This window comes from Mediterraneibacter sp. 210702-DFI.3.120 (assembly GCF_020561005.1).
Lineage (GTDB): Bacteria > Bacillota > Clostridia > Lachnospirales > Lachnospiraceae > Mediterraneibacter > Mediterraneibacter faecis.
Genome location: NZ_JAJCNG010000017.1, coordinates 51,917 through 72,645 on the forward strand (window position 1 = coordinate 51,917; position 20,729 = coordinate 72,645).

Here is a 20,729-nt window from a genome sequence, read left to right on the forward strand (position 1 = left end):
CTGTTCTGTGTTTTATTAATATTAGGATACCAAATTTCTTGTTTCTCAAATATGTTATAGGTAACATTATTTTAAATTAATTTTATTATTATTTGTTATATATAACATTTTATAGTAAAATGGTAACTGTTCAGAGCCAAGCAAAATTTCATAAAACAGATGTAAAATGCTTGCATTTTTAAGACTGTTTTTGAAATTTTATTTGGCGGATACGCCACACCGACGAAATGCGTAGCATTTTGGAGGTTGGCTCTGAACAGTTATGTCAAAAGAAAGGATATAATAAAAAATCTATGATAACTAAAATTGACCGCGAACTCGCAGAACAAATCGTAAATACAATCAAAGATGTCTGTGATCATGACATCAACTTTATTGCTCCATCCGGTATCATTCTCGCCAGCACAGACTCATCCCGTGTCGGAACCTTTCACGAGATTGGACAACAGGTCGCTGCTTCCGGTTCTGTACTGGAAGTAACAGAAGACAACAATTTTTCTGGCACAAAACAGGGAATCAATCTTCCGCTTTATCATAATGAACATCTGTTGGCCGTCATCGGAATTACCGGTATACCTGATAAAGTCCGCAGTTATGCTTATCTCGCAGAACGCATCACCAATCTTCTGATCCGGGAGCAAGAACTAAATCAGTACAGCCGCAGACAGGCCGATAAAAAACATTTTGTCATTCAGTCTTTGATCAGAAATGAAACCGACAATCAGGAATACCTCACCTCCTGTCTACATGAATTTAAGATTGATCTCAACACAAAGAAAAGAATTGTTCTTATTCGCACAAATAAACAAAATCCAATTACAAACCGCTCTATTTTAGAACAGAAAATTCAACAAATGTTTGCACAGGCACATGTCTGTCTTCACACATTTAATTATCCGGGGGATTTTATTGCTTTGATTGAAGAAACTGATTTTGAAAAACAGAATTATATTTTTAAACTCTTTGCAAAAGAACATTTCGATATTTTAGATATTGCAGTTGGAAAACCGACATCACTCTTCCAGCTCCATATCTCCTATCGATCTGCTGAAACTGCTTTGCACAGCCTTATAATTTCATCTGAACACTATGTTATTTTTGATGATTTGACACTTGAACTGATTCTTTCTACGATCACACCGGAAAATCAGAAAGAATTTTTAGCCAAGACAATCGCCCCGCTCAATGAACAAGAACTGCACCTGCTGGAAGTTTATTTTTCTGAAGAAATGTCCCTTGCCGCCACAAGCGAACGACTCTTTCTCCATAAAAATACATTGCAGTATAAATTGAATGCGATTCAAAAGAAATGTTCACTGAATCCGAGGAAATTTCAGGATGCGGTGCTGCTTTATCTGGCTGGGAAGATTAAATAACCGTACAACTTGATTTTAGCAGGGGTAAAAATATACCCCTGCGCAATCTTGCGCTTTCATCTCGGTAATTGAATTGCCGAGGATTCCCGCTTATTGTCCTAAAATAATGGTTTTTGTTTTCGGATAGGGGAAATAGCATATATCAGGGACATTTTGAGTAGTTAAAGGAGAGTCTATTTTTAGAGGATTCTCTCCATTGGAGTATTCTGCATTATATTCTTTTAGTGACAAAAAATTATTATCTGTTGGTTGTGCAGAGTATGTTTTGTTATAACTTGGAATTGATAGGTAATCTTGAGAATTTGTTTTTAGAGGATTTTCTCCATTGGAGTATTCTGTATTATATTCTTTTAGTGACAAAAAATTATTATCCGTTGGGTGTGCAGAGTATGTTTCGTTATAACTTGGAATTGATAGGTAATCTTGAGAGTCTGTTTCGTGTACATATATTGTCATGGCAGATGATAAAAGTAATAAAAATGCGGAAAATAAACATATAACCTTTTTCATATAATTTCCCCTTTCAATAAAAAATTTGATTTGATTTTTTATGACTTCCAGTGGAATTACCTCTCTTTTAACAATAAAATATTGATTTGCACAATTAAAAACTGTTTATATATATAATAATAGTAGTATTTTCTGTGAATTGTCAATGGGATTTAATACATTGAATCTATCAAAAATAATATAGCAAGGGGAGAAAGAATCCCTCCATTAAATCTTTATTCCTCCTGTTTTACTTTCTGCCAACATGTGCTATAATCGTAAAAGCATGAATGTTGCTTATCATTATCTATACGCAGCAGACAAATAAGAAAAAGAACTAGAACAGAATAAATCATTTAAGGAGTATAAAATTATGAAAATCATTGTATTAGCAGGAGGCTTAAGCACAGAACGTGACGTATCACTTTCTTCTGCTGCCGGAATCTGTCGTACATTAGTTGAAAAAGGACATGATGCATTTCTTCTGGATGTATTCATGGGATTAGAGAATGCGCCGGAGAATCTGGAGGATGTCTTTACTCTTCCGGATCACGGACTTGAGATTGTGAAGAATATCAGCACGGAGGAACCGGATCTTGAAGCTGTCAAGGCTTCCCGTCCGGATCAGTCAGACTGCTTCTTTGGTCCGAATGTAATCGAACTTTGCCGTCTGGCTGACATTACTTTCCTCGGTCTTCACGGTGGAGAAGGTGAGAACGGAAAGCTTCAGGCATCTTTCGATCTGCTTGGTATTAAATATACAGGACCTGACTCTCTTGGATGTGCGGTTGCAATGCACAAAGGTGTTGCAAAGCAGATTTTCCTTGAGTCTGGCGTAGACACTCCGGGAGGTGGAACGATTTATAAGAACTCTGAAGATCAGTCTTACCAGTCACTTGGTCTGACACTTCCTGTTGTTGTTAAACCTTGCTCAGGTGGTTCCAGTATCGGAGTATATATTGTAAATACAGATGAAGAATATGCAGAAGCTCTGAAGAAGTCCTTCCGCTACGAAGATGAACTTGTTGTTGAGCCATACATTAAGGGGCGTGAGTTTGCATGCGGTATCATTGACGGAACAGCACTTCCTCCGATCGAGATCATCCCGAAGACAGGATTCTTTGATTATGCGAATAAATATCAGGACGGAGCTACTTCTGAAGTATGCCCGGCTGATATTCCGGAAGAAGTTGCAGAGCGCATGAAGGAACTTACTGTAAAAGCGTTCAATGCACTGAAACTTAATGTTTACAGCCGTGCAGACTTCCTGCTTGACGCAGAGGGTAATCTGTTCTGCCTGGAGATGAATACCCTTCCTGGAATGACTTCCGCAAGCCTTCTCCCGAAGGAAGCTAAGGTTTATGGAATCGAATACGGCGATCTTTGCGAACTGATCATTAAGAAGTCCATGGAGGCAAGATATTAATGAAACATATGACATTATCTGAAATCACAGATGCCTGCTGCGGAATTTATTGCGGTGATCCTGCATTCTTAGACTGTGAGGTCTCAAGTGTTGCGATCGACAGCCGTAAAGTAATAAAAGATACTCTTTTCGTTGCGATCAAAGGTGCCCGTGTTGACGGACACAGTTTTATTCCGCAGGTCATGGAAGCAGGTGCACTCTGTTCCCTCTCTGAGCAGGATCTTGGTGACGTTGATTATCCTTATATCCGCGTTTCATCCTGCACAGAAGCATTGAAAGACTTAGCTGAACACTATCGCCGTTCCCTCGATATCAAAGTTGTAGGTATCACTGGAAGTGTTGGAAAGACAAGCACAAAAGAAATGATCGCATCTGTACTTTCCGAGAAATATAATGTACTGAAAACAGAAGGAAACTTCAACAATGAGATCGGACTTCCTCTGACCGTATTCAATATCCGTGAGGAACATGAAGTTGCAGTTCTTGAGATGGGAATCAGCCACTTTGGAGATATGAAACCACTGGCTAAGATTGCCCGCCCGGATGTGTGCGTGATCACTAATATCGGATATGCACATCTTGAAAATCTTGGAACAAGAGACGGAATCCTAAAGGAAAAGAGTTCCATGACAGACTACATGAATCCGAAAGGTTCTGTTATCTTCAACGGGGATGATGATAAGCTGAAAAGCTACACTTCCCGTGATGGAAGAACTCCTGTTTACTTCGGTCTTACCTCTTCCTGCCCGTTCCATGTGGAAAATATTGAACGTAAAGGATTAAAAGGAACGTACGCTGAGTTTGTTACTCCAACATCCCGTTTCCATGCACATATCTCAATCCCGGGAGATCATATGATCTATAACGCTTTAGCCGGAGTTGCTGTCGGATATGCACTTGGCATGAATAATGATGAGATTGCACGCGGAATTGAAAAGCTCGTTCCGATTGCCGGACGTAACAACCTGATCGAAGCAAAACATTACACGATCATTGATGACTGCTACAATGCCAATCCGGCATCTATGAAGTCCTCTCTTGACGTACTTGCATATGCAGACACAAGAAAGGTCGCTATCCTTGGCGATATGGGCGAACTTGGTGCCGATGAGCTTGCGATGCACCGCGAAGTCGGAGCATATGCAGCATTTAAAAACACTGATGTTTTGGTCTGCATCGGAGCACTTTCTAAAGATATGGCAGAAGCTGCAAAGGAAACTGTTCTTGCAACAGAGAAGAACATGAAAGTTTTCCATTTTGACACAAAAGAAGACTTTTACCAGAACATGGGACAGATTCTCAAAGAAAATGATACGATTCTGGTCAAAGCTTCCCACTTTATGGAATTCCCTGAGATTGTGAAGATACTATCAGAAGAAGCATAAGCTGAAACCACACTGAAAATATAAGTCAGTCTTAAAAAAGAGTTGAAACTTCTGTCCGGACCATTCTACTGTCCCGGACAAGCAAGGTTCAACTCTTTTTTTCTCACGCTTGTTCTATCTTCTATTCCGTTTTCTTACTCTATCCCGAGTGCTTTTCCTACCATCTGGAACTCTCCTTCATAAATGCAGTTCGGCAGGGTACCATCCACAATACCCCTCCTGCATTCTTCGAAATCCATCCAGATCACTTCTTCCACTTCAGATTCCTGTAATTTCAAATTTTTAATGTCCACTGGTTCTCTATAAAGGTATACGATACTGCGTTCATTGTCACGGAATGGTTTTCCATGAAATTCAGCTTCAAACTGTCCTCTGTGTGTTCCGATAAACTGAAGCTGATCTTCTCTTGCATGAATTCCAAGTTCTTCTTTCATCTCACGCAATGCACTTTCCATCAGTTCATCCCCGGCACTGACATGCCCTGCGGAAGAAATGTCATACGCTCCCGGGTTCGAATCTTTACATTCACTTCGTTTCTGAAGGAGTACATCATAACCACTCTCCTGATTCGGACGTACAATCCAGATGTGTACCGTTGCATGCAATGTGCCATCTCTATGTGCAACACCGCGTTCTTTCACCTGTCCGGTTTTATTTCCATCTTCATCAATCACATCAAAAAGTTCCATCGTCTTTCCGTTGAGTGCCACATACTCAAGCACATCAGATTTATTATACACAAGCTTTAAAGAGAAAAATTCCTCTTCTTCGTCCATCAGACGGAAGAAAATCTTGTCTCCCTCCCATAGATTCAGGTCTTTTATCTTTTCTTTCTCCACCCATTCAAGAATCCCCTCGTCACATTCGATCGGATCACCTGTAAATCCGTCTGCTGTATACAGTGACATATATTCCACCACATCTTCTCCATATACAAATGTCACGATTCCTCTGTATTTCCAGGAAGTCAATGTATAACCGGTCTCCTCCTTCACTTCACGCAGAAGGCATTCCTCCGGACTCTCTGCATATTCAAAATGTCCGCCAACGCCGATCCATTTATCTTTATTCACATCATTTTTCTTCACTACTCTGTGAAGCATCAGATATTTTCCGTCTTTTTCAATATAACATAATGTGCTTTGTCTGTTCATCGTACCTCTCTTTTCTTTTCACTATCTCTATGTCTGATGCAGGTACACAATCGCTTAACCTGCAGATTTTATCCGCTTGAACCCAACAACTATACTGTAGTTACTGTTCACACGGTGTGCGACCAGTAACTACAGTATAACATATTTCTTTATGAGCTGAACCTTAACTTGTAAACTGTACGCAACTAAATTATAATGATATTGGGGATAAAAGCCCCAACTATGTTATCTATGGGAACGATGCGTTGCTGATTCACGCATGTGAACCGCAGCAACAATTCAATGGGGGATACTATTTATGTGGTCAAGAAAAGAGCTCAAGAAAAAGGCGCGTATTTTAATAAAATCAAACTATTGGAGAAGTGTATCTGTCTGCTTTCTGATTGCAATGCTCACGGCTTCGTATCCAATTTCCCGCTCTTTATTTTTGAATTATTTTCCTGATAAGATTCAGACAAAGACAGCGCTTATTTTACCTGTTTTTATTTCTGCTGAAAGCTTCAGCAGTGCATTTCTCGATTTTATTCCTGATAATTTCATAGCCGCTGCCTTTTTGCATACGGTTCAAAATTACCTGAAGCGTCCGGACTTTATTGTCACTTCGTTTCTTACACTTGGGGTCATTCTTTCACTTTTATATAAGTTTTTTATCAGCAATCTTTTGATTATCGGTGAGAAACGTTTTTTTGTTGAATCTTATAACTATGAAGATACGAATATTTCTAAAATATTCTTTTTATATAAGTTGCGTTACCTGGCAAATCCTTCCTGGGTGATGTTCTGCTACACGCTTTTTCAGAAACTTTGGGATTTAACAATTATCGGTGGAATTATTAAGCATTATGAATATAGCATGATTCCATATATCCTCGCAGAGAATCCAAAAATCAGTCAAAAGAATGCCTTTTTTCTCTCTAAACAGCTTACAAAAGGAAATAAATGGAAGCTCTTTTTGTTAGATTGTTCTTTCCTCGGCTGGGAGCTTTTATCTCTCTTTACACTTGGAATTCTGGACATCCTTTATGTCCGCCCGTACAAAATGAACTGTAAAGCATCCTTATATCTGTTTTTACGAAGAAACTATGTGCTTTCAAGAGCTCCTAAATATGAGCAGCTCAATGATTCTTATCTTGAGCATGTTCCTTCTGAAGATGAGCTTCTGATCAGTAAAGCACTTTATGACGATTCTGAAGGTCCTTACACAAAGATCTCTTATTTTGCACCGTATCAGTATCCGGTATTTCTTTTTTCTGTGCAACCACCTATTGCCGCAGTAAAATCACCGGTCAATCCGGCGCAGAATTATGACTTTCTGTCCTGTGTATTTTTATTCCATGCCTTTTCTATTTTCGGATGGCTTTTGGAAATCATTTCTGAACTGCTCAGTTGCGGCACACTGGAAAATGTAACCCTTCGTACGCTTCCATGGCTCCCGTTGTACGGAATCTGTGGTCTGTTTATACTGTTGCTGTTAAAGAAATATATCAAAAAGCCGGCTACTATGTTTATTATCAACTTTATTGTGTATACAGTTCTTGATTATCTCATCCAGCTATTTCTTGATCTTGGCTTTGGAATTGAGCTTCCGAAATATCATTCTTATCTTACTTTCATGAATGGAGAAGCATATCTTGGTGATGGGGCAGTATTTGCACTTCTTGGCTGTGCATTTTTCTATTACTTTGCTCCGCGCTGGAACAGTCTCTTCATGAAATTAAAGAAATGGATGAGAATTTTGATCTGTATCCTTCTGACAACAGTTTTTATATTTGATCTGCTGTCCGGCATAATCCAATATTGATTTTACTGCTAAATAATAGTAAAATCTTAATTATCAGTAAGGTTGGTTTTACTGTTGTGATTTTTTCTAATACAGTATGAACCTGTTCCCCCTGACAAACTATTACAGCTTAGAAGAAAGGGAAATATTATGAAAAAAAGAGTCGTTGTTGCACTGGGACACCGTGCACTTGGAACTACACTTCCAGAACAGAAAGTAGCCGTTAAAAGCACTGCCAAATGTATCGCTGATCTGATTGAAGCAGGCTATCAGGTTGCTATCACACACAGTAATGCTCCGCAGGTTGGTATGATCCACACTGCATTGAATGAATTTGCAAAGAACCATCCGGAATATACAGCATCCCCAATGTCTGTATGTACTGCCATGAGCCAGGGATATATCGGATATGACCTTCAGAACGGAATCCGCGAAGAACTTCTCAACCGTGGTATCTACCGTACAGTCAGCACAGTCCTCACTCAGGTGATCGTAGATCCTTACGATGATGCTTTCTACACACCAACAAAGGTTCTCGGCCGTTATATGAACGCTGAGGAAGCGAATGAAGAACGTAAGAAAGGCAACTTCGTAGTGGAAGAACCTGGTAAAGGTTTCCGCCGTGCTGTCTCTGCTCCGAATCCGGTCAAGATTGTTGAACTTGATGCAGTGAAAGCTCTTCTTGATGCAGATCAGATTGTTATCGCAGCAGGTGGCGGCGGTATTCCGGTACTTGAGCAGGATAATCATTTACGTGGCGCAAGTGCTGTTATCGAGAAAGACCTCGCAGCCGGAAAGCTTGCAGAAGGAATTAATGCTGATCTTCTCATCATTCTTACAAATGTTGAGAAAGTATGTATCAACCTTGGCAAACCGAATGAGGAACCTCTGGATACAATTACTGTTGATCAGGCAAAAACTTACATGGAAGAGGGACATTTTGGAATTTACAACATGCTTCCAAAATTCCGTGCAGCAGTTGAATTCGTAGAAGGACACGAAGGCCGCAAAGCTTACATTACTTCCTTTGATAAAGTCTCTGATGCTCTGAATGGTAAGACCGGAACAGTAATCGAATAGATTGACAGATTGAACTTATTAGAAACATAACCTGGAACAGGCCGTGATTTCACATTTTAATTTTGTGAAATCACGGCCTGTTTTTTACTTTTCATCACAGATTTCTTTCATCCTGTTTTTTTGTGGAATAAGATACTTTTAATTTCAAAATATCTCTTGATTTTTTAGAAATATGTGCTATAGTATATACATATTCGAGATGTAGTATTGAAAACTATATGTTATTATATAGATGTATCGGAGGTAGATTTTATGGAAAAAAAACTTTATATCAAAGAACCTGGAAGCGCAATTACACATTTTATTGGAATGATCATGGCAATTATTGCTGCAATACCACTTCTATACAGAGCAGCTCGTGAACCGAGCAAACTTTATATTGTATCGCTTACAATTTACGCAGCCAGCCTTATCTTGCTTTATGCGGCAAGTACAACATATCATACATTTGATATTTCAGAAAAAGTAAACACTGTTCTGAAAAAGATCGATCACATGATGATCTCCGTTCTGATTGCCGGAAGCTACACACCTGTCTGCCTGTTAGTAATCGGCGGACGCAAAGGTATCACACTGCTATGTATTGTATGGGCATTCGCGATTGTCGGCATCCTTATCAAAGCCTTCTGGGTATTCTGTCCGAAATGGGTATCTTCCGTTTTATACATTGGCATGGGATGGACTTGCGTGCTTGCATTTTCTACAATCCTTGATAATCTGTCAGCTGCTGCTTTCGGATGGCTTTTAGCCGGTGGTATCATCTATACTGTTGGCGGTGTCATCTACGCACTGAAGCTCCCGATTTTCAACAGCAAGCATAAGAATTTCGGAAGCCATGAAATCTTTCATCTGTTCGTAATGGGCGGAAGCATCTGTCACTTTATAGTAATGTATACATTCCTTCTACCGTAAATATAATTTATTGAAACGAAAAGAAGAAGGCTATCAACTACGCTTTATACTGTTATCGTAGTTGATAGCCTTCCTTTTTCATTTCGTTACTATTTACATTTCATGCGACCTGCAACGTATCTCACTATCTCGCATCATACCTTATCCTACATTGAAAACTGGCTCTCATACAGATGATGATAGAAACCTTCCTTCTTCATCAGTACTTCATGATTCCCCTGTTCAATGATTTTTCCATCTTTCATTACGAGAATCACATCCGCCTCACGGATGGTTGACAGACGATGTGCAACAATGAAAGTTGTTCTTCCTTCCATTAGTTTTGCAAATGCCTGCTGAATCTTGATCTCCGTTCTTGTATCGATGGATGATGTTGCTTCATCCAGAATCAACATCGGTGGTCTGCATAACATAACTCTTGCAATACAAAGCAGCTGCTTCTGTCCCTGTGAAAGCCCGCCACCATCTTCTGTGATCCATGTATCATATCCTTTTGGCAGACGACGGATATAATTATGGATATGAGAAGCTTTCGCTGCCTCGACAATCTCTTCTTCCGTTGCATCCGGTCTTCCCATAGCAATATTTTCACGGATTGTACCCGTTTTTAACCAGGTCTCCTGAAGCACCATTCCGTACCCTGCACGCAGACTTTTTCTTGTCGTTTCGCGAATATCTATATCTTCTACTTTAATACTTCCTTCATTCACATCATAGAAACGCATCAGCAGATTGATCAAGGTTGTCTTTCCACATCCGGTCGGTCCGACAATCGCAATACGCTGTCCTGGCTTTACTTCCAGATTAAAATCTTCAATCAGATGCTGACCTGGCAGATAAGAGAATGAAACATCCTCTACTTTCACATTTCCATCAATATCCGTCAGATGAACTGCATGTTCCGGTTCCGGTATCTGCGGTTCTTCATCAATCAATGTAAATACTCTCTGCGCACATGCAATCGCATTCTGAAATTCTGTCACGACTCCGGAAATCTCATTAAATGGCTTTGTGTACTGATTTGCATAGCTCAAGAAACTGGACAATTGTCCTACGCTCATTGCACCGCGTACAACTGCAAATGCTCCGGTAATTCCAACTCCTGTGTAAACCAGACTGTTGACAAATCGTGTCGCCGGGTTCGTGATGGATGAGAAAAATGTTGCCCGCAAGGATGCCTCCTGCAATCTTTTATTCACTTCGTCGAAACGCTCTGTTGCATCTTCTCCGCGCCCAAATGCCTGAACCACTTTCTGGTTTCCGATCATTTCATCAATCAATCCTGTCTGCTCTCCACGTATTTCAGATTGCAGGCGGAACATACGAAATGTTCTCTTTGCAATAAAATTTGCTACAAAGAATGATACCGGTGTGATAAGAACCACAACAAATGTAATCGATACATTTACGGATAACATAAAACAAAATGTTCCGATAATCGTTGCAATACCGGTAAAAAGCTGTGTAAATCCCATCAGTAGTCCATCTGAAAACTGATCAACATCCGCAATTACACGGCTTACGACTTCACCATATGGATGTCCATCAATATATTTCAACGGTAGCTGCTCTATTTTATCAAATGCTTCATTTCTGATATCCTGAACCATCTGATAGGTCATCTTGTTATTACACACATTCATCAGCCACTGTGCCAATGCCGTGATCAGTGTGCACACACCAATCTGAATCATCACCTGAATTACTCCCGGAAAATTCACTTTGCCTTTTCCAATCACATAATCAACTGCATGTCCTGTCAGCTTTGGAATATATAATGTAAGCGCAACGGACACAGTCGCAAGCAGAATTGAAAATACGAGAAAAATTCTGTATCTTCCAAGCCGGCAGATTACTTCTTTCAATGTTGCTGCCTGACTTTTCTGTTTTTTCTCACTATTTGTCTTTCTTTTATCAGCCATTGATTACCGCCTCCTTTGGAAATTGTGAATAATAGATTTCCTGATAGATTGGACAATCCTTCAACAGTTCTTCATGTGTTCCGATTCCTGCCATTGCTCCATCATCCAACACAATGATCTGGTCTGCATGCTGAATAGATGCTGCTCTCTGAGATACGATAAATACGGTCGGCTGGTTTTTCATCTCTTTGATCGACTTGCGAAGTGCCGCATCTGTAGCAAAATCCAACGCTGATGCACTGTCATCAAGAATCAGGATCTCCGGTTTCCGAACCAGTGCACGCGCAATCGTCATTCTCTGTTTCTGACCTCCGGAAAGGTTTCTTCCCCCCTGTTCAATCTGAAATTCTAATCCACCTTGTTTCGTATCAACAAATTCTCTTGCCTGAGAAATGTCCAATGCTTCATACATTTCCTGCTCTGTTGCATCTTCCTTTCCCCATCGGAGATTGTCTGCAATACTCCCTTTGAAAAGCACTGCTTTCTGAAGAACGACACCGATATGTTCTCTTAGGTTCTCTGTCTGATATTCTTTGATATCACGTCCATTGATCTTCACTGTACCGTCTGTTGCATCATAAAATCTCGGAATCAGATTCACAAGAGACGATTTTCCTGAACCTGTTCCCCCGATGATTCCTATCGTCTGTCCTTTCTTGGCACAGAAATTTATATCAGATAAGGATGTATCTGAAGTTCCTTTATAGGTTAAAGATACGTGAGAGAATTCTACAACCGGAATTTTATTTTTCAAATCCCAATCTGTTTCGGAAGAATTGCTCTTCCATCTTACATCTCCCTCATTCATATCTGGTTTCACAGCAAGCACACTCTCCACACGGTTCAGACATGCTGCTGCCTTCGTCACGGAAATGATCAAGTTCGCTAACTTCACAAGTTCAACAAGAATCTGTGACATATAATTAATAAGTGCCACAACCTGTCCCTGGGTCAGATCTCCGATATCAACACGGACTGCACCGACATAGATCAATGCTATGATTGCTCCGTTTACAATAATATATGTCAGCGGATTCATCATTCCGGAAATGCGTCCCACATATTTCTGCGCATCTGTAAGAATTTGATTCGCATTTTCAAACCGCTTCGTCTCATCCTCTTCTTTATTGAATGCACGGATAACTCTTGCTCCTGTCAGATTTTCCCTCGTTGCAAGAAGTACCTGATCAAGATCTGCCTGCACTTTCTTATACATCGGCATCGTCACAAGCATGATTCCAAACACAATAAGTGAAAGAAGCGGAATCGTCACAACAAATACAAGTGCTGCTTTCACATCTACTGTAAATGCCATGATCATTGCACCAAATACAATGAACGGCGAACGCAGGAACAATCGTAAAACAAGATTCACACCTGACTGGATCTGATTGATATCACTTGTCATTCGTGTGATCAATGTAGATGTTCCTAATTGGTCCATTTCCGTAAATGTAAATTTCTGGATATGTTCAAATAATCCATGTCTTATTCCCGTTCCGACTCCTGTTGCTGCCTTCGCTGCAAAATACTGTGCTGTAATGGAACAGACAAGTCCGATGATTCCCAGCGCGATCAGTACAAAACACATTTTCACAATATATGGCTTATCCTGATTTGCAATTCCCACGTCAATAATTGCCGCCATTACCAACGGAACAAACAGCTCAAAAGATGCTTCCAGCATCTTGAACAACGGAGCAAGTATGGATTCTTTTTTATAATCTTTCAGATATGCAAGTAATGTCTTCATAATGTGCTCTTTCCTTTCTCTTATTTTAATTAAAGAGAGCCTGTCAAAATGACAGACTCTCTTATATCATTATTATAGACTATCTATCCAATCCGATTCTCTCTACCTGTCTTCCGATACGCATTGCTTTTGCATATGCCATGAGACGTTCTTCATTCTTCTTATCGTACTTTCTGTAGTTCTCAATAACAAGTTCAAAGATATCTTTATCAATGTCTTCACGGAAACGGATGCAGTCGCACACGCTTCTGTCAATTCCATATACATTGTAAGAACCGTACTTTGTATCAAACACATGCTTCTCATCCTCAAAAGCCTGCTCTGAGAAGTAATGTCTGCTGACTTCAAAATTCATCTTCATCTTGTGACGGTCACTTCTTCTTGTTGCAATTGAAAGAATCTCCGGCTCTTTATCAATCAGGCCCATGTAATAACATGCACTGTCTGCGCAGATTACCGCTTTTCTATTTACTCGTGCCACTTCCACTGCCTTATAATCTTCCGGTTTGGAAAACTCCGGACTAATGATCCAATAATGTCCATGTGCTACCTTCTCAAGCTTTCCTTCTGCTGTCAACAGACCGATCTGACGATTTGTAAGTCCTTCCTTCATCAAATCTTCCGTATCAATGTATCCTTTGTATTTGTCTGCAATGTATTTCACTTTATCATAGATAATCTGACGCATAATTCTTTTCCTCGCTTAACTCGTGTATTACTAGAAACTGTAAGAAATGTTTACGGGCTGCTGTGATCAGCAACACCTGTGATTCTTTTAAGTCTTTCGTATTGTATCATCTATCAAAGCGGTTGACAATAGGTAAGACGCTGATTTTTCAGTCCGATACTTCTATCTCTTTTATTAAAAATTCATTCCCACGAAGCAGATAGGTATTTTCACTTCCACAGTACGGACAGATTTTCCCATGTTCTACCGTTGGATATTCTTTCTGGCATTCTTCACAAAATGTTACTGCTTCTATCTGCTCGATTTTCAGTTCGGCTTCTTCCATAAGCGGTTCTTTCTTCTTCGCCCAATTCCAGCAATCCGTCAGATAATCATGTAGTATTCCTGACACTTCCCCAATCTCCAGTGTCACGGCAGAAACCTTCTCCACATGATTTTCCTCCGCAACCTTCTTTACATCTTTTACAACATAAAAGACAACACCTAATTCGTGCATTTTCCTTCCCTCTCAATTTATATTTTTGCAACTATATCCTGAAGTAATCTGATCAGTTCTTTTGCGTTCACAGGTTTAAAGATACACTCATTCATTCCGGCTGACTTACACTGATGTATACTTTCGGTAGACGCCTGTGCTGTCATTGCCAAAATCGGAATCTCGGCTGCATCTTCCCTTTGGTCTGCCATAGAGCGGATCTTTCGTGATGCCTCTTTTCCATCCAACTCCGGCATCATGATATCCATAAGAACAGCATCATATTCTCTTAGCCCCGACTGTTTAAATAGTTCCGCAGCTTCCCGTCCATTCCATGCCTTTGTTACCTGTGCACCAGCTTCTTCCAGATAAAACTCTGCAATCTCCATATTGATCTCATTATCTTCAGCAAGAAGAATATGATATCCTCTGAGCGGTTTATCCTCTTTCAGATCCTGTTTTGTTCTCTGCACACATTCTTCATTCTGGCTTTCCTTTTCCGGCTGAACTACTGGAAAACTCAAATAAAAACGGAACTCCGTTCCAACGCCGGGCGTACTGCTCACCCGAATTGTTCCACCCATCTTTTCGACCAGTCCTTTTACAATTGACATTCCCAGCCCCGTTCCTTTATACTGCGTTCTTGCATCATTTATTTCCTGTGTAAAAGGCTTAAACAATTCTTCTTTTATATATTCTCTGCTCATCCCGGCACCTGTATCCGTAATACGAAATTCGAATGCCGCACACATTCCATCAAAAGAAAGTTCTTTTACATAAGTGTCTATCCTTCCTCCACGCTTATTATATTTGATTGCATTACTGAACAGATTCAGCATAATTCTTCTGATCTGCAGCGTATCTCCGCTCAGCATCATATGATTCACCTTTTCCCGATGGCTCTCATAGCTGATTTCCATTGCCTCTACCTGTGCACTGACCACAACTTCTACCTGATCTATCAACGTATTCAGATCAAACGTATCATTCTGCAATTCTAAATATCCTGACTCTATTTTACTCATATCAAGTACATCATTGACCAGTTCACTCAGATGTTGGACAGACAGATCCATTTTATCAACACACTCTTCTATCTTTTCCTGATCCTTATAGTTCTTACGGATCATCTGAATCATTCCGAGAATGCCATTGATCGGTGTACGGATATCATGACTCATCCGATTCATGAATTCTGTCTTCGCACGGCTCTCGAGATCCGCTTTTTCGTATGCAACCTGCAGACGTTCTCTTTCTCTGTCTTCCTGCTCATGGAACTCTGAAATATCCTTGAACAAAATAATTGCACCGATCACAGTACTTGTCTGCTTCGTCTTACTTTCATAAACCATCTCCTGTGACATCAGGACTGTCTCCTGCCACCAGCATCTGCTTCCATCACTTTGCTCTACCTGATATTCCACAGTCACCTGCTTTTCGCCTGCTTTAAAACGTTCGATCAGCTGTGCCGGATTTTCTGTGATACGATAATTTTCTCTCGTCTCTTTTGTCACGAACCGCTGACAGGTCTTACAATACGTATCATACGGACATGGAAGTTTTATGTCTGGAATCTGCCTGTTTTCCCTGTTTTGCCAAAATATCTTTTCTAATAAATTCTGTGTCAGATTAACACTTTGGATTATTTCTGCTGTATCCATCAATGCTTCTATATAGTTTCCGTTTTCCAAAATGGACTGCGTCAGCTGTTCATAGAACTGTGTCAGTTGCTTTTTCTCATTTACGATCAATCTGTCCCTGTCCTGATAAACATCAAACCCAACAAGAAAATGATGCAGATTTCCATTTTCAGCAAAGTCAGGCAGTAAAAGTGTGATCCGGCCACGCAAAACTCTGTCACCATCTTTGTGACAATAAAAATATTCCTCTACCTGATGTTCCTCTGTCAGTGTTTCCCGGATTTCCGACAGCTGAAGTTTCTCCCAGAGTTCCCTGCGTTTCTCTTCCTCCGCCAGCTCCTGTATAATCTGCTCTACTGCACCAGAATAACTACCATCATCTGCAAGGAAAAATTCTGAGCTTGCACGAAGAACAACATACTGATCCACAATCGCATCACAGTACAGACAATCTGTAAAATGAAATCCTTTTTCTTTTACAGATTGTAACAGCCGACTCCTAATTCTCCGCTTGTCAGCTGCTTCTTTCATCTTCGCCCGATTCTTGTCTACATACATGTTCTTATCCGCATATCGGAACAGGTCTTTCATATTACTTCCCGGAAAATCTGTAGACAATGCATATCCCACTGCATAGCTAAGTAGCATATCCGGATGATTCTTTGAATAACGCTCCGTCTGTTCCCGTATCATCTGCAGACAGTCTTTCACCTGCTCATGATCCACCTGCTTTAACACTGCAATAAACTCGTCTCCACCGTCTCTTCCGACAAAATATTTCTCCGGAAGTGCTGCCCGCAATTGTTCTGCAAATGATCTGATATATTGATCGCCTCTTTCATGTCCCTGCCGGTCATTAATGATTCTCAGATTATTTAAATCAAACACCATTACCGCTGTTGATTCACTGCCCGTAAGCGGCTCTTCCGATGCCAGAATCTCCTCGCACTTATTCTTATTCGGAAGTCCTGTTGCCTCATCCAGATAAACCTTCTGACGAAGCACACGGTTTTGCGCCGCGTATCGCAATGCCTTGAAAAGCTCATATCCCAACAGACACACAATTCCAATAATATCCACGACAACGATTTTCTCCAGACGGTTTAAGGAAGATGCCAGCTTCTGCGAATAACTTTCCGCAAGCCCTGTTGTCTCATCACAGATTGTAAAAAATGTTTCACTTTTATTTATAATCTGTGTATTCTCATATCCTTCTTCTCGAGCCTTATAGATTTCTTCCTTTAGTTGTTCAAAAAATTGTTCCTGCACTTCCATCTTATCCTGAAATGCTTTATCATCCAGACGGACAAGGTTCAGTTCATCGCTGCCATGACGTAACCCATCAATATACGCATCCACTTCCCTGATCATTTCATCCTGTGGTCTCTGTGCATTTTCCAGTTTGATGATCTGCTGCGTCTTTCCACGCACAAGTCCGGCATAATTCACTACACGAGCCGTCCCTTGCATATCGCTGACCAATATCATAATTCCAAAGAATAATGCAATCAGGATACATGTAAGAAGCATCATGAAAATACGCAGAATCCGTGTGATTTTCTTTTCTTTTTCTTTCATATCTTTATAACCTTACTTTTACTTTATTTAAAGATTATAACAGAATCTCCTTTTTTTTCCCATAATAAAATACATCACCAGAGGATTTTTAAAAATGGTGTAATACTTGCTATCTGTTTTGGAAAATGTGATACTATAAATTATAGTCACACTTAATTTTCGTAACAAACGGAGGGACCCTCTATGATAAACCAGACAAAACAAATATTGGAAGAATCTCTGAAAAAATTAATGCTTCAAAAACCGCTCGATAAGATAACCATCCGCGATTTAACCGAAGACTGCGGCATCAGCCGTATGGCTTTCTACTATCACTTTAAAGATATTTATGATCTGGTCGAATGGTCCTGCCTGGAAGATGCAACCCGCGCTCTTGCCGGCAAAAAAACTTACGACACCTGGTCTGAAGGACTGGTACAGATTTTTGATGCTGTGTATGAAAATAAGCCATTTATATTAAATGCTTACCGCTGCATCAGCCGGGATCAGATTGAAAGTTTCCTTTTTCATCTGACTTCCGATTTACTGATGAATGTTGTAGAGGAAAAAGCAGAAGGCACAAGTATTTCCGAAGAAGACCGGCGCTTTATTGCCGATTTTTATAAATACAGCTTTGTCGGTCTTATGCTCGACTGGATCAAACAGGGAATGAAAGACGATTATGTCGATCTGGCACATAAGATCAGTATTACCATCCACGGAAGCCTTACGCATTCAATTGAAAATTTCGCAGCACTTCCCAAAAAAGAAAATTCATAATCTCCATATATAATATTTCCTATAATTATCACTGGAATAAATGTTGAGGACAAAATCCCCCAACTATAACACTTTACAAAAAAGGGCAAATGATAAGTTTTTTATCACTTGCCTCTTTTTGTAAATTGAAAATCTTCAAAAATGTCCATACTATAGCTATAACAACTATACTTCATATCTCGTTATTTAGAGTAATTATGATGAGATAATCTCAAAACGAGACATGAATCCGTTTTTTCAGAAAGGTGGTTTTATTATGTCAAATAAGAAATCTAAACTTGGTGTAATCTCTGCAGTAGCAGCAGGAACAGGAACTGCAATTTATCTCGCACAGAAGGCAAAAAAAGAATCTGGTAATTCAGAATCCGATAATTCTATTTTTAAGAAGAGTACTGTTGCTGATTCTTCCGTTCCAGATAACTATCGTAACACTGAGCGCGGAAAATATGACCGCAACAGCAAAGGCATCTATTATTCCAACGGAAACTACGAAGCATTTGCACATCCTGAGAAACCGGAAGGTGTAGATCAGAAAAATGCTTACATCGTAGGAAGCGGACTTGCCTCTCTGGCAGCGGCATGTTTCCTTGTCCGTGATGCACAGATGCCTGGATGCCAGATCCACATTTTAGAAGCAATGGATATTGCCGGTGGTGCATGTGATGGAATCTATGATACTTCCCGAGGTTATGTAATGCGCGGTGGACGTGAGATGGAAAATCATTTCGAATGTTTGTGGGATCTCTTCCGCAGCATTCCATCCATCGAGACACCTGGTGTTTCTGTACTTGATGAATATTACTGGCTCAATAAACATGACCCGAACTATTCCCTTTGCCGTGCAACTGTAAATCGTGGCAAAGACGCACATACAGACGGAAAATTCAACCTCAGTCAGAAGGGCTGTATGGAAATCATGAAACTCTTCATGACAAAAGACGAAGATCTCTACGATAAAACCATCGAAGATGTTTTTGACGAAGAAGTATTTGATTCTACTTTCTGGCTCTATTGGAGAACAATGTTTGCATTTGAAAACTGGCACAGTGCTTTGGAAATGAAATTATATTTCCAGAGATTTATCCACCATATTGCCGGACTGCCTGATTTCAGTGCATTGAAATTTACCAAATATAATCAGTATGAATCCCTCATTCTTCCGATGCAGAGATACCTCGAAGATGCCGGTGTGGACTTCCAGTTCAATACAGAAGTCACAAATGTTGTATTCAAATTCGAAGGAGACAAAAAGATTGCATCTGCAATTGAATGTAAAGTAAACGGACAGGAAAGAGGTATCGTCCTGACAGAAAATGACCTCGTATTTGTCACAAACGGAAGCTGTACAGAGGGAACCATTTACGGAGATCAGAACCATGCACCAAACGGGGATGCCGAAGTCCGTACAAGCGGTGTATGGAACCTTTGGAAAAACATTGCCCGTCAGGATCCATCCTTCGGACATCCGGAAAAATTCTGTTCCGACATTGCCAAGACAAACTGGGAATCTGCAACAGTTACAACTCTGGATGACAAGATCATTCCTTATATCACAGATATTTGCAAACGTGACCCTCGCACCGGAAATGTTGTAACCGGCGGTATCGTCAGCTGCCAGGATTCCAGCTGGCTGTTAAGCTGGACGATCAATCGTCAGGGACAGTTCAAAGGCCAGGATAAAGATAAGGTATGTGTCTGGGTTTATGGATTATTTACTGATGTGCCTGGTGACTATATCAAGAAGCCTATGAAAGACTGTACCGGAAAAGAAATCACAGCAGAATGGCTCTATCACCTTGGTGTTCCGGAAGATCAGATCATGGATCTGGCAGAAAACAGTGCAATCTGTGTACCGACAATGATGCCTTACATCACAGCATTCTTCATGCCACGTGCAAAAGGTGACCGCCCGGATGTTATCCCGGATGGATGTGTCAACTTCGCTTTCCTCGGACAGTTTGCTGAAACTCCAAGAGATACTGTTTTCACAACAGAGTATTCTGTACGTACTGCTATGGAAGCTGTTTATGGACTTCTCAAAGTAGACCGTGGTGTGCCTGAAGTATGGGGAAGTGTTTATGATATCCGCGAGCTTCTCGACAGCTCTGTAAAACTTATGGACGGAAAATCTCCACTTGAGATCCAGCTGCCAGGACCGCTGAACGCACTGAAGAAACCTCTTCTGAAATTCGTAAAAGGAAATGTGATTGAAAAGGTACTGCGTGATCACAATGTACTGAAGGACGGAATGTAAAAACAGGGTTGTTTCATGAAGGATTTTTAAAAACATAAAAAGATCAGATTTTATCGGG

Annotated in this window: 15 protein-coding genes; 8 read left to right on the forward strand and 7 right to left on the reverse strand. The window is 40.3% G+C overall.

What is annotated here, in order from left to right; genetic code table 11:
* Nucleotides 1–293: 293 nt before the first annotated feature.
* Nucleotides 294–1,376, forward strand: a complete 1,083-nt coding sequence (locus tag LI162_RS10205) for a CdaR family transcriptional regulator (protein WP_055173115.1) — start codon at nucleotides 294–296, stop codon at nucleotides 1,374–1,376.
* Between the two features lie 90 nt (nucleotides 1,377–1,466).
* Here the strand turns inward: LI162_RS10205 and LI162_RS10210 are convergent, their stop codons facing one another.
* Nucleotides 1,467–1,886 carry a hypothetical protein gene (locus LI162_RS10210; RefSeq protein WP_226865731.1) on the reverse strand — a complete coding sequence of 140 codons (420 nt, stop codon included), beginning with the start codon at nucleotides 1,884–1,886 and terminating at the stop codon, nucleotides 1,467–1,469.
* Nucleotides 1,887–2,238: 352 nt separating this feature from the next.
* Between LI162_RS10210 and LI162_RS10215 the strand changes: the two genes are divergently transcribed.
* Both LI162_RS10215 and LI162_RS10220 read left to right on the forward strand, forming a co-directional pair.
* Nucleotides 2,239–3,291 (forward strand): D-alanine--D-alanine ligase family protein, encoded by a 1,053-nt coding sequence (locus LI162_RS10215; protein WP_015528011.1) that lies wholly within the window; start codon nucleotides 2,239–2,241, stop codon nucleotides 3,289–3,291.
* A complete protein-coding gene (locus LI162_RS10220; protein WP_226901077.1) occupies nucleotides 3,291–4,676 on the forward strand; it encodes a UDP-N-acetylmuramoyl-tripeptide--D-alanyl-D-alanine ligase in 1,386 nt (461 codons plus the stop codon). The genes LI162_RS10215 and LI162_RS10220 overlap by 1 nt, the downstream gene beginning before the upstream one ends.
* A 134-nt stretch (nucleotides 4,677–4,810) precedes the next feature.
* On the opposite strand, the gene LI162_RS10225 is transcribed toward LI162_RS10220, so the two are convergent.
* Complete coding sequence (locus tag LI162_RS10225) at nucleotides 4,811–5,830, reverse strand: NUDIX domain-containing protein (RefSeq protein ID WP_226901076.1); 1,020 nt, start codon at nucleotides 5,828–5,830, stop codon at nucleotides 4,811–4,813.
* A 298-nt stretch (nucleotides 5,831–6,128) separates the two neighbouring features.
* On the opposite strand from LI162_RS10225, the gene LI162_RS10230 reads away from it, so the two are divergent.
* The 3 genes from LI162_RS10230 to trhA all read left to right on the forward strand — a co-directional run bounded on the left by LI162_RS10230 (nucleotide 6,129) and on the right by trhA (nucleotide 9,602).
* Entirely contained in the window at nucleotides 6,129–7,631 is a 1,503-nt protein-coding gene (locus tag LI162_RS10230; protein WP_227156478.1) for a DUF975 family protein, read from the forward strand.
* A gap of 129 nt (nucleotides 7,632–7,760) precedes the next feature.
* Nucleotides 7,761–8,690, forward strand: a complete 930-nt coding sequence (gene arcC, locus LI162_RS10235; protein ID WP_015528015.1) for a carbamate kinase — start codon at nucleotides 7,761–7,763, stop codon at nucleotides 8,688–8,690.
* A 252-nt stretch (nucleotides 8,691–8,942) separates the two neighbouring features.
* Nucleotides 8,943–9,602: a PAQR family membrane homeostasis protein TrhA gene (gene trhA / locus LI162_RS10240; RefSeq protein WP_020437053.1), complete on the forward strand. Its 660-nt coding sequence runs from the start codon at nucleotides 8,943–8,945 to the stop codon at nucleotides 9,600–9,602.
* 146 nt (nucleotides 9,603–9,748) lie between these two features.
* On the opposite strand, the gene LI162_RS10245 is transcribed toward trhA, so the two are convergent.
* The 5 genes from LI162_RS10245 to LI162_RS10265 form a co-directional block, all read right to left on the reverse strand.
* Nucleotides 9,749–11,524, reverse strand: a complete 1,776-nt coding sequence (locus LI162_RS10245; RefSeq protein ID WP_227156480.1) for an ABC transporter ATP-binding protein — start codon at nucleotides 11,522–11,524, stop codon at nucleotides 9,749–9,751.
* Nucleotides 11,517–13,277 (reverse strand): ABC transporter ATP-binding protein, encoded by a 1,761-nt coding sequence (locus tag LI162_RS10250; protein WP_117498703.1) that lies wholly within the window; start codon nucleotides 13,275–13,277, stop codon nucleotides 11,517–11,519. Before LI162_RS10250 ends, LI162_RS10245 begins: the two co-directional genes overlap by 8 nt.
* A 79-nt stretch (nucleotides 13,278–13,356) precedes the next feature.
* Nucleotides 13,357–13,965: a type IV toxin-antitoxin system AbiEi family antitoxin domain-containing protein gene (locus tag LI162_RS10255; protein WP_015528021.1), complete on the reverse strand. Its 609-nt coding sequence runs from the start codon at nucleotides 13,963–13,965 to the stop codon at nucleotides 13,357–13,359.
* 148 nt (nucleotides 13,966–14,113) lie between these two features.
* Nucleotides 14,114–14,461: a hydrogenase maturation nickel metallochaperone HypA gene (locus tag LI162_RS10260; RefSeq protein WP_015528022.1), complete on the reverse strand. Its 348-nt coding sequence runs from the start codon at nucleotides 14,459–14,461 to the stop codon at nucleotides 14,114–14,116.
* 17 nt (nucleotides 14,462–14,478) lie between these two features.
* Nucleotides 14,479–17,658: a diguanylate cyclase domain-containing protein gene (locus LI162_RS10265; protein ID WP_227156488.1), complete on the reverse strand. Its 3,180-nt coding sequence runs from the start codon at nucleotides 17,656–17,658 to the stop codon at nucleotides 14,479–14,481.
* Nucleotides 17,659–17,841: 183 nt separating this feature from the next.
* On the opposite strand from LI162_RS10265, the gene LI162_RS10270 reads away from it, so the two are divergent.
* Both LI162_RS10270 and LI162_RS10275 read left to right on the forward strand, forming a co-directional pair.
* The gene (locus tag LI162_RS10270; protein ID WP_226865736.1) at nucleotides 17,842–18,417 is read left to right on the forward strand and encodes a TetR/AcrR family transcriptional regulator; all 576 of its coding nucleotides are present in this window, start codon (nucleotides 17,842–17,844) and stop codon (nucleotides 18,415–18,417) included.
* A gap of 256 nt (nucleotides 18,418–18,673) precedes the next feature.
* Nucleotides 18,674–20,671: an oleate hydratase gene (locus LI162_RS10275; protein WP_226865737.1), complete on the forward strand. Its 1,998-nt coding sequence runs from the start codon at nucleotides 18,674–18,676 to the stop codon at nucleotides 20,669–20,671.
* Nucleotides 20,672–20,729 lie beyond the last annotated feature (58 nt).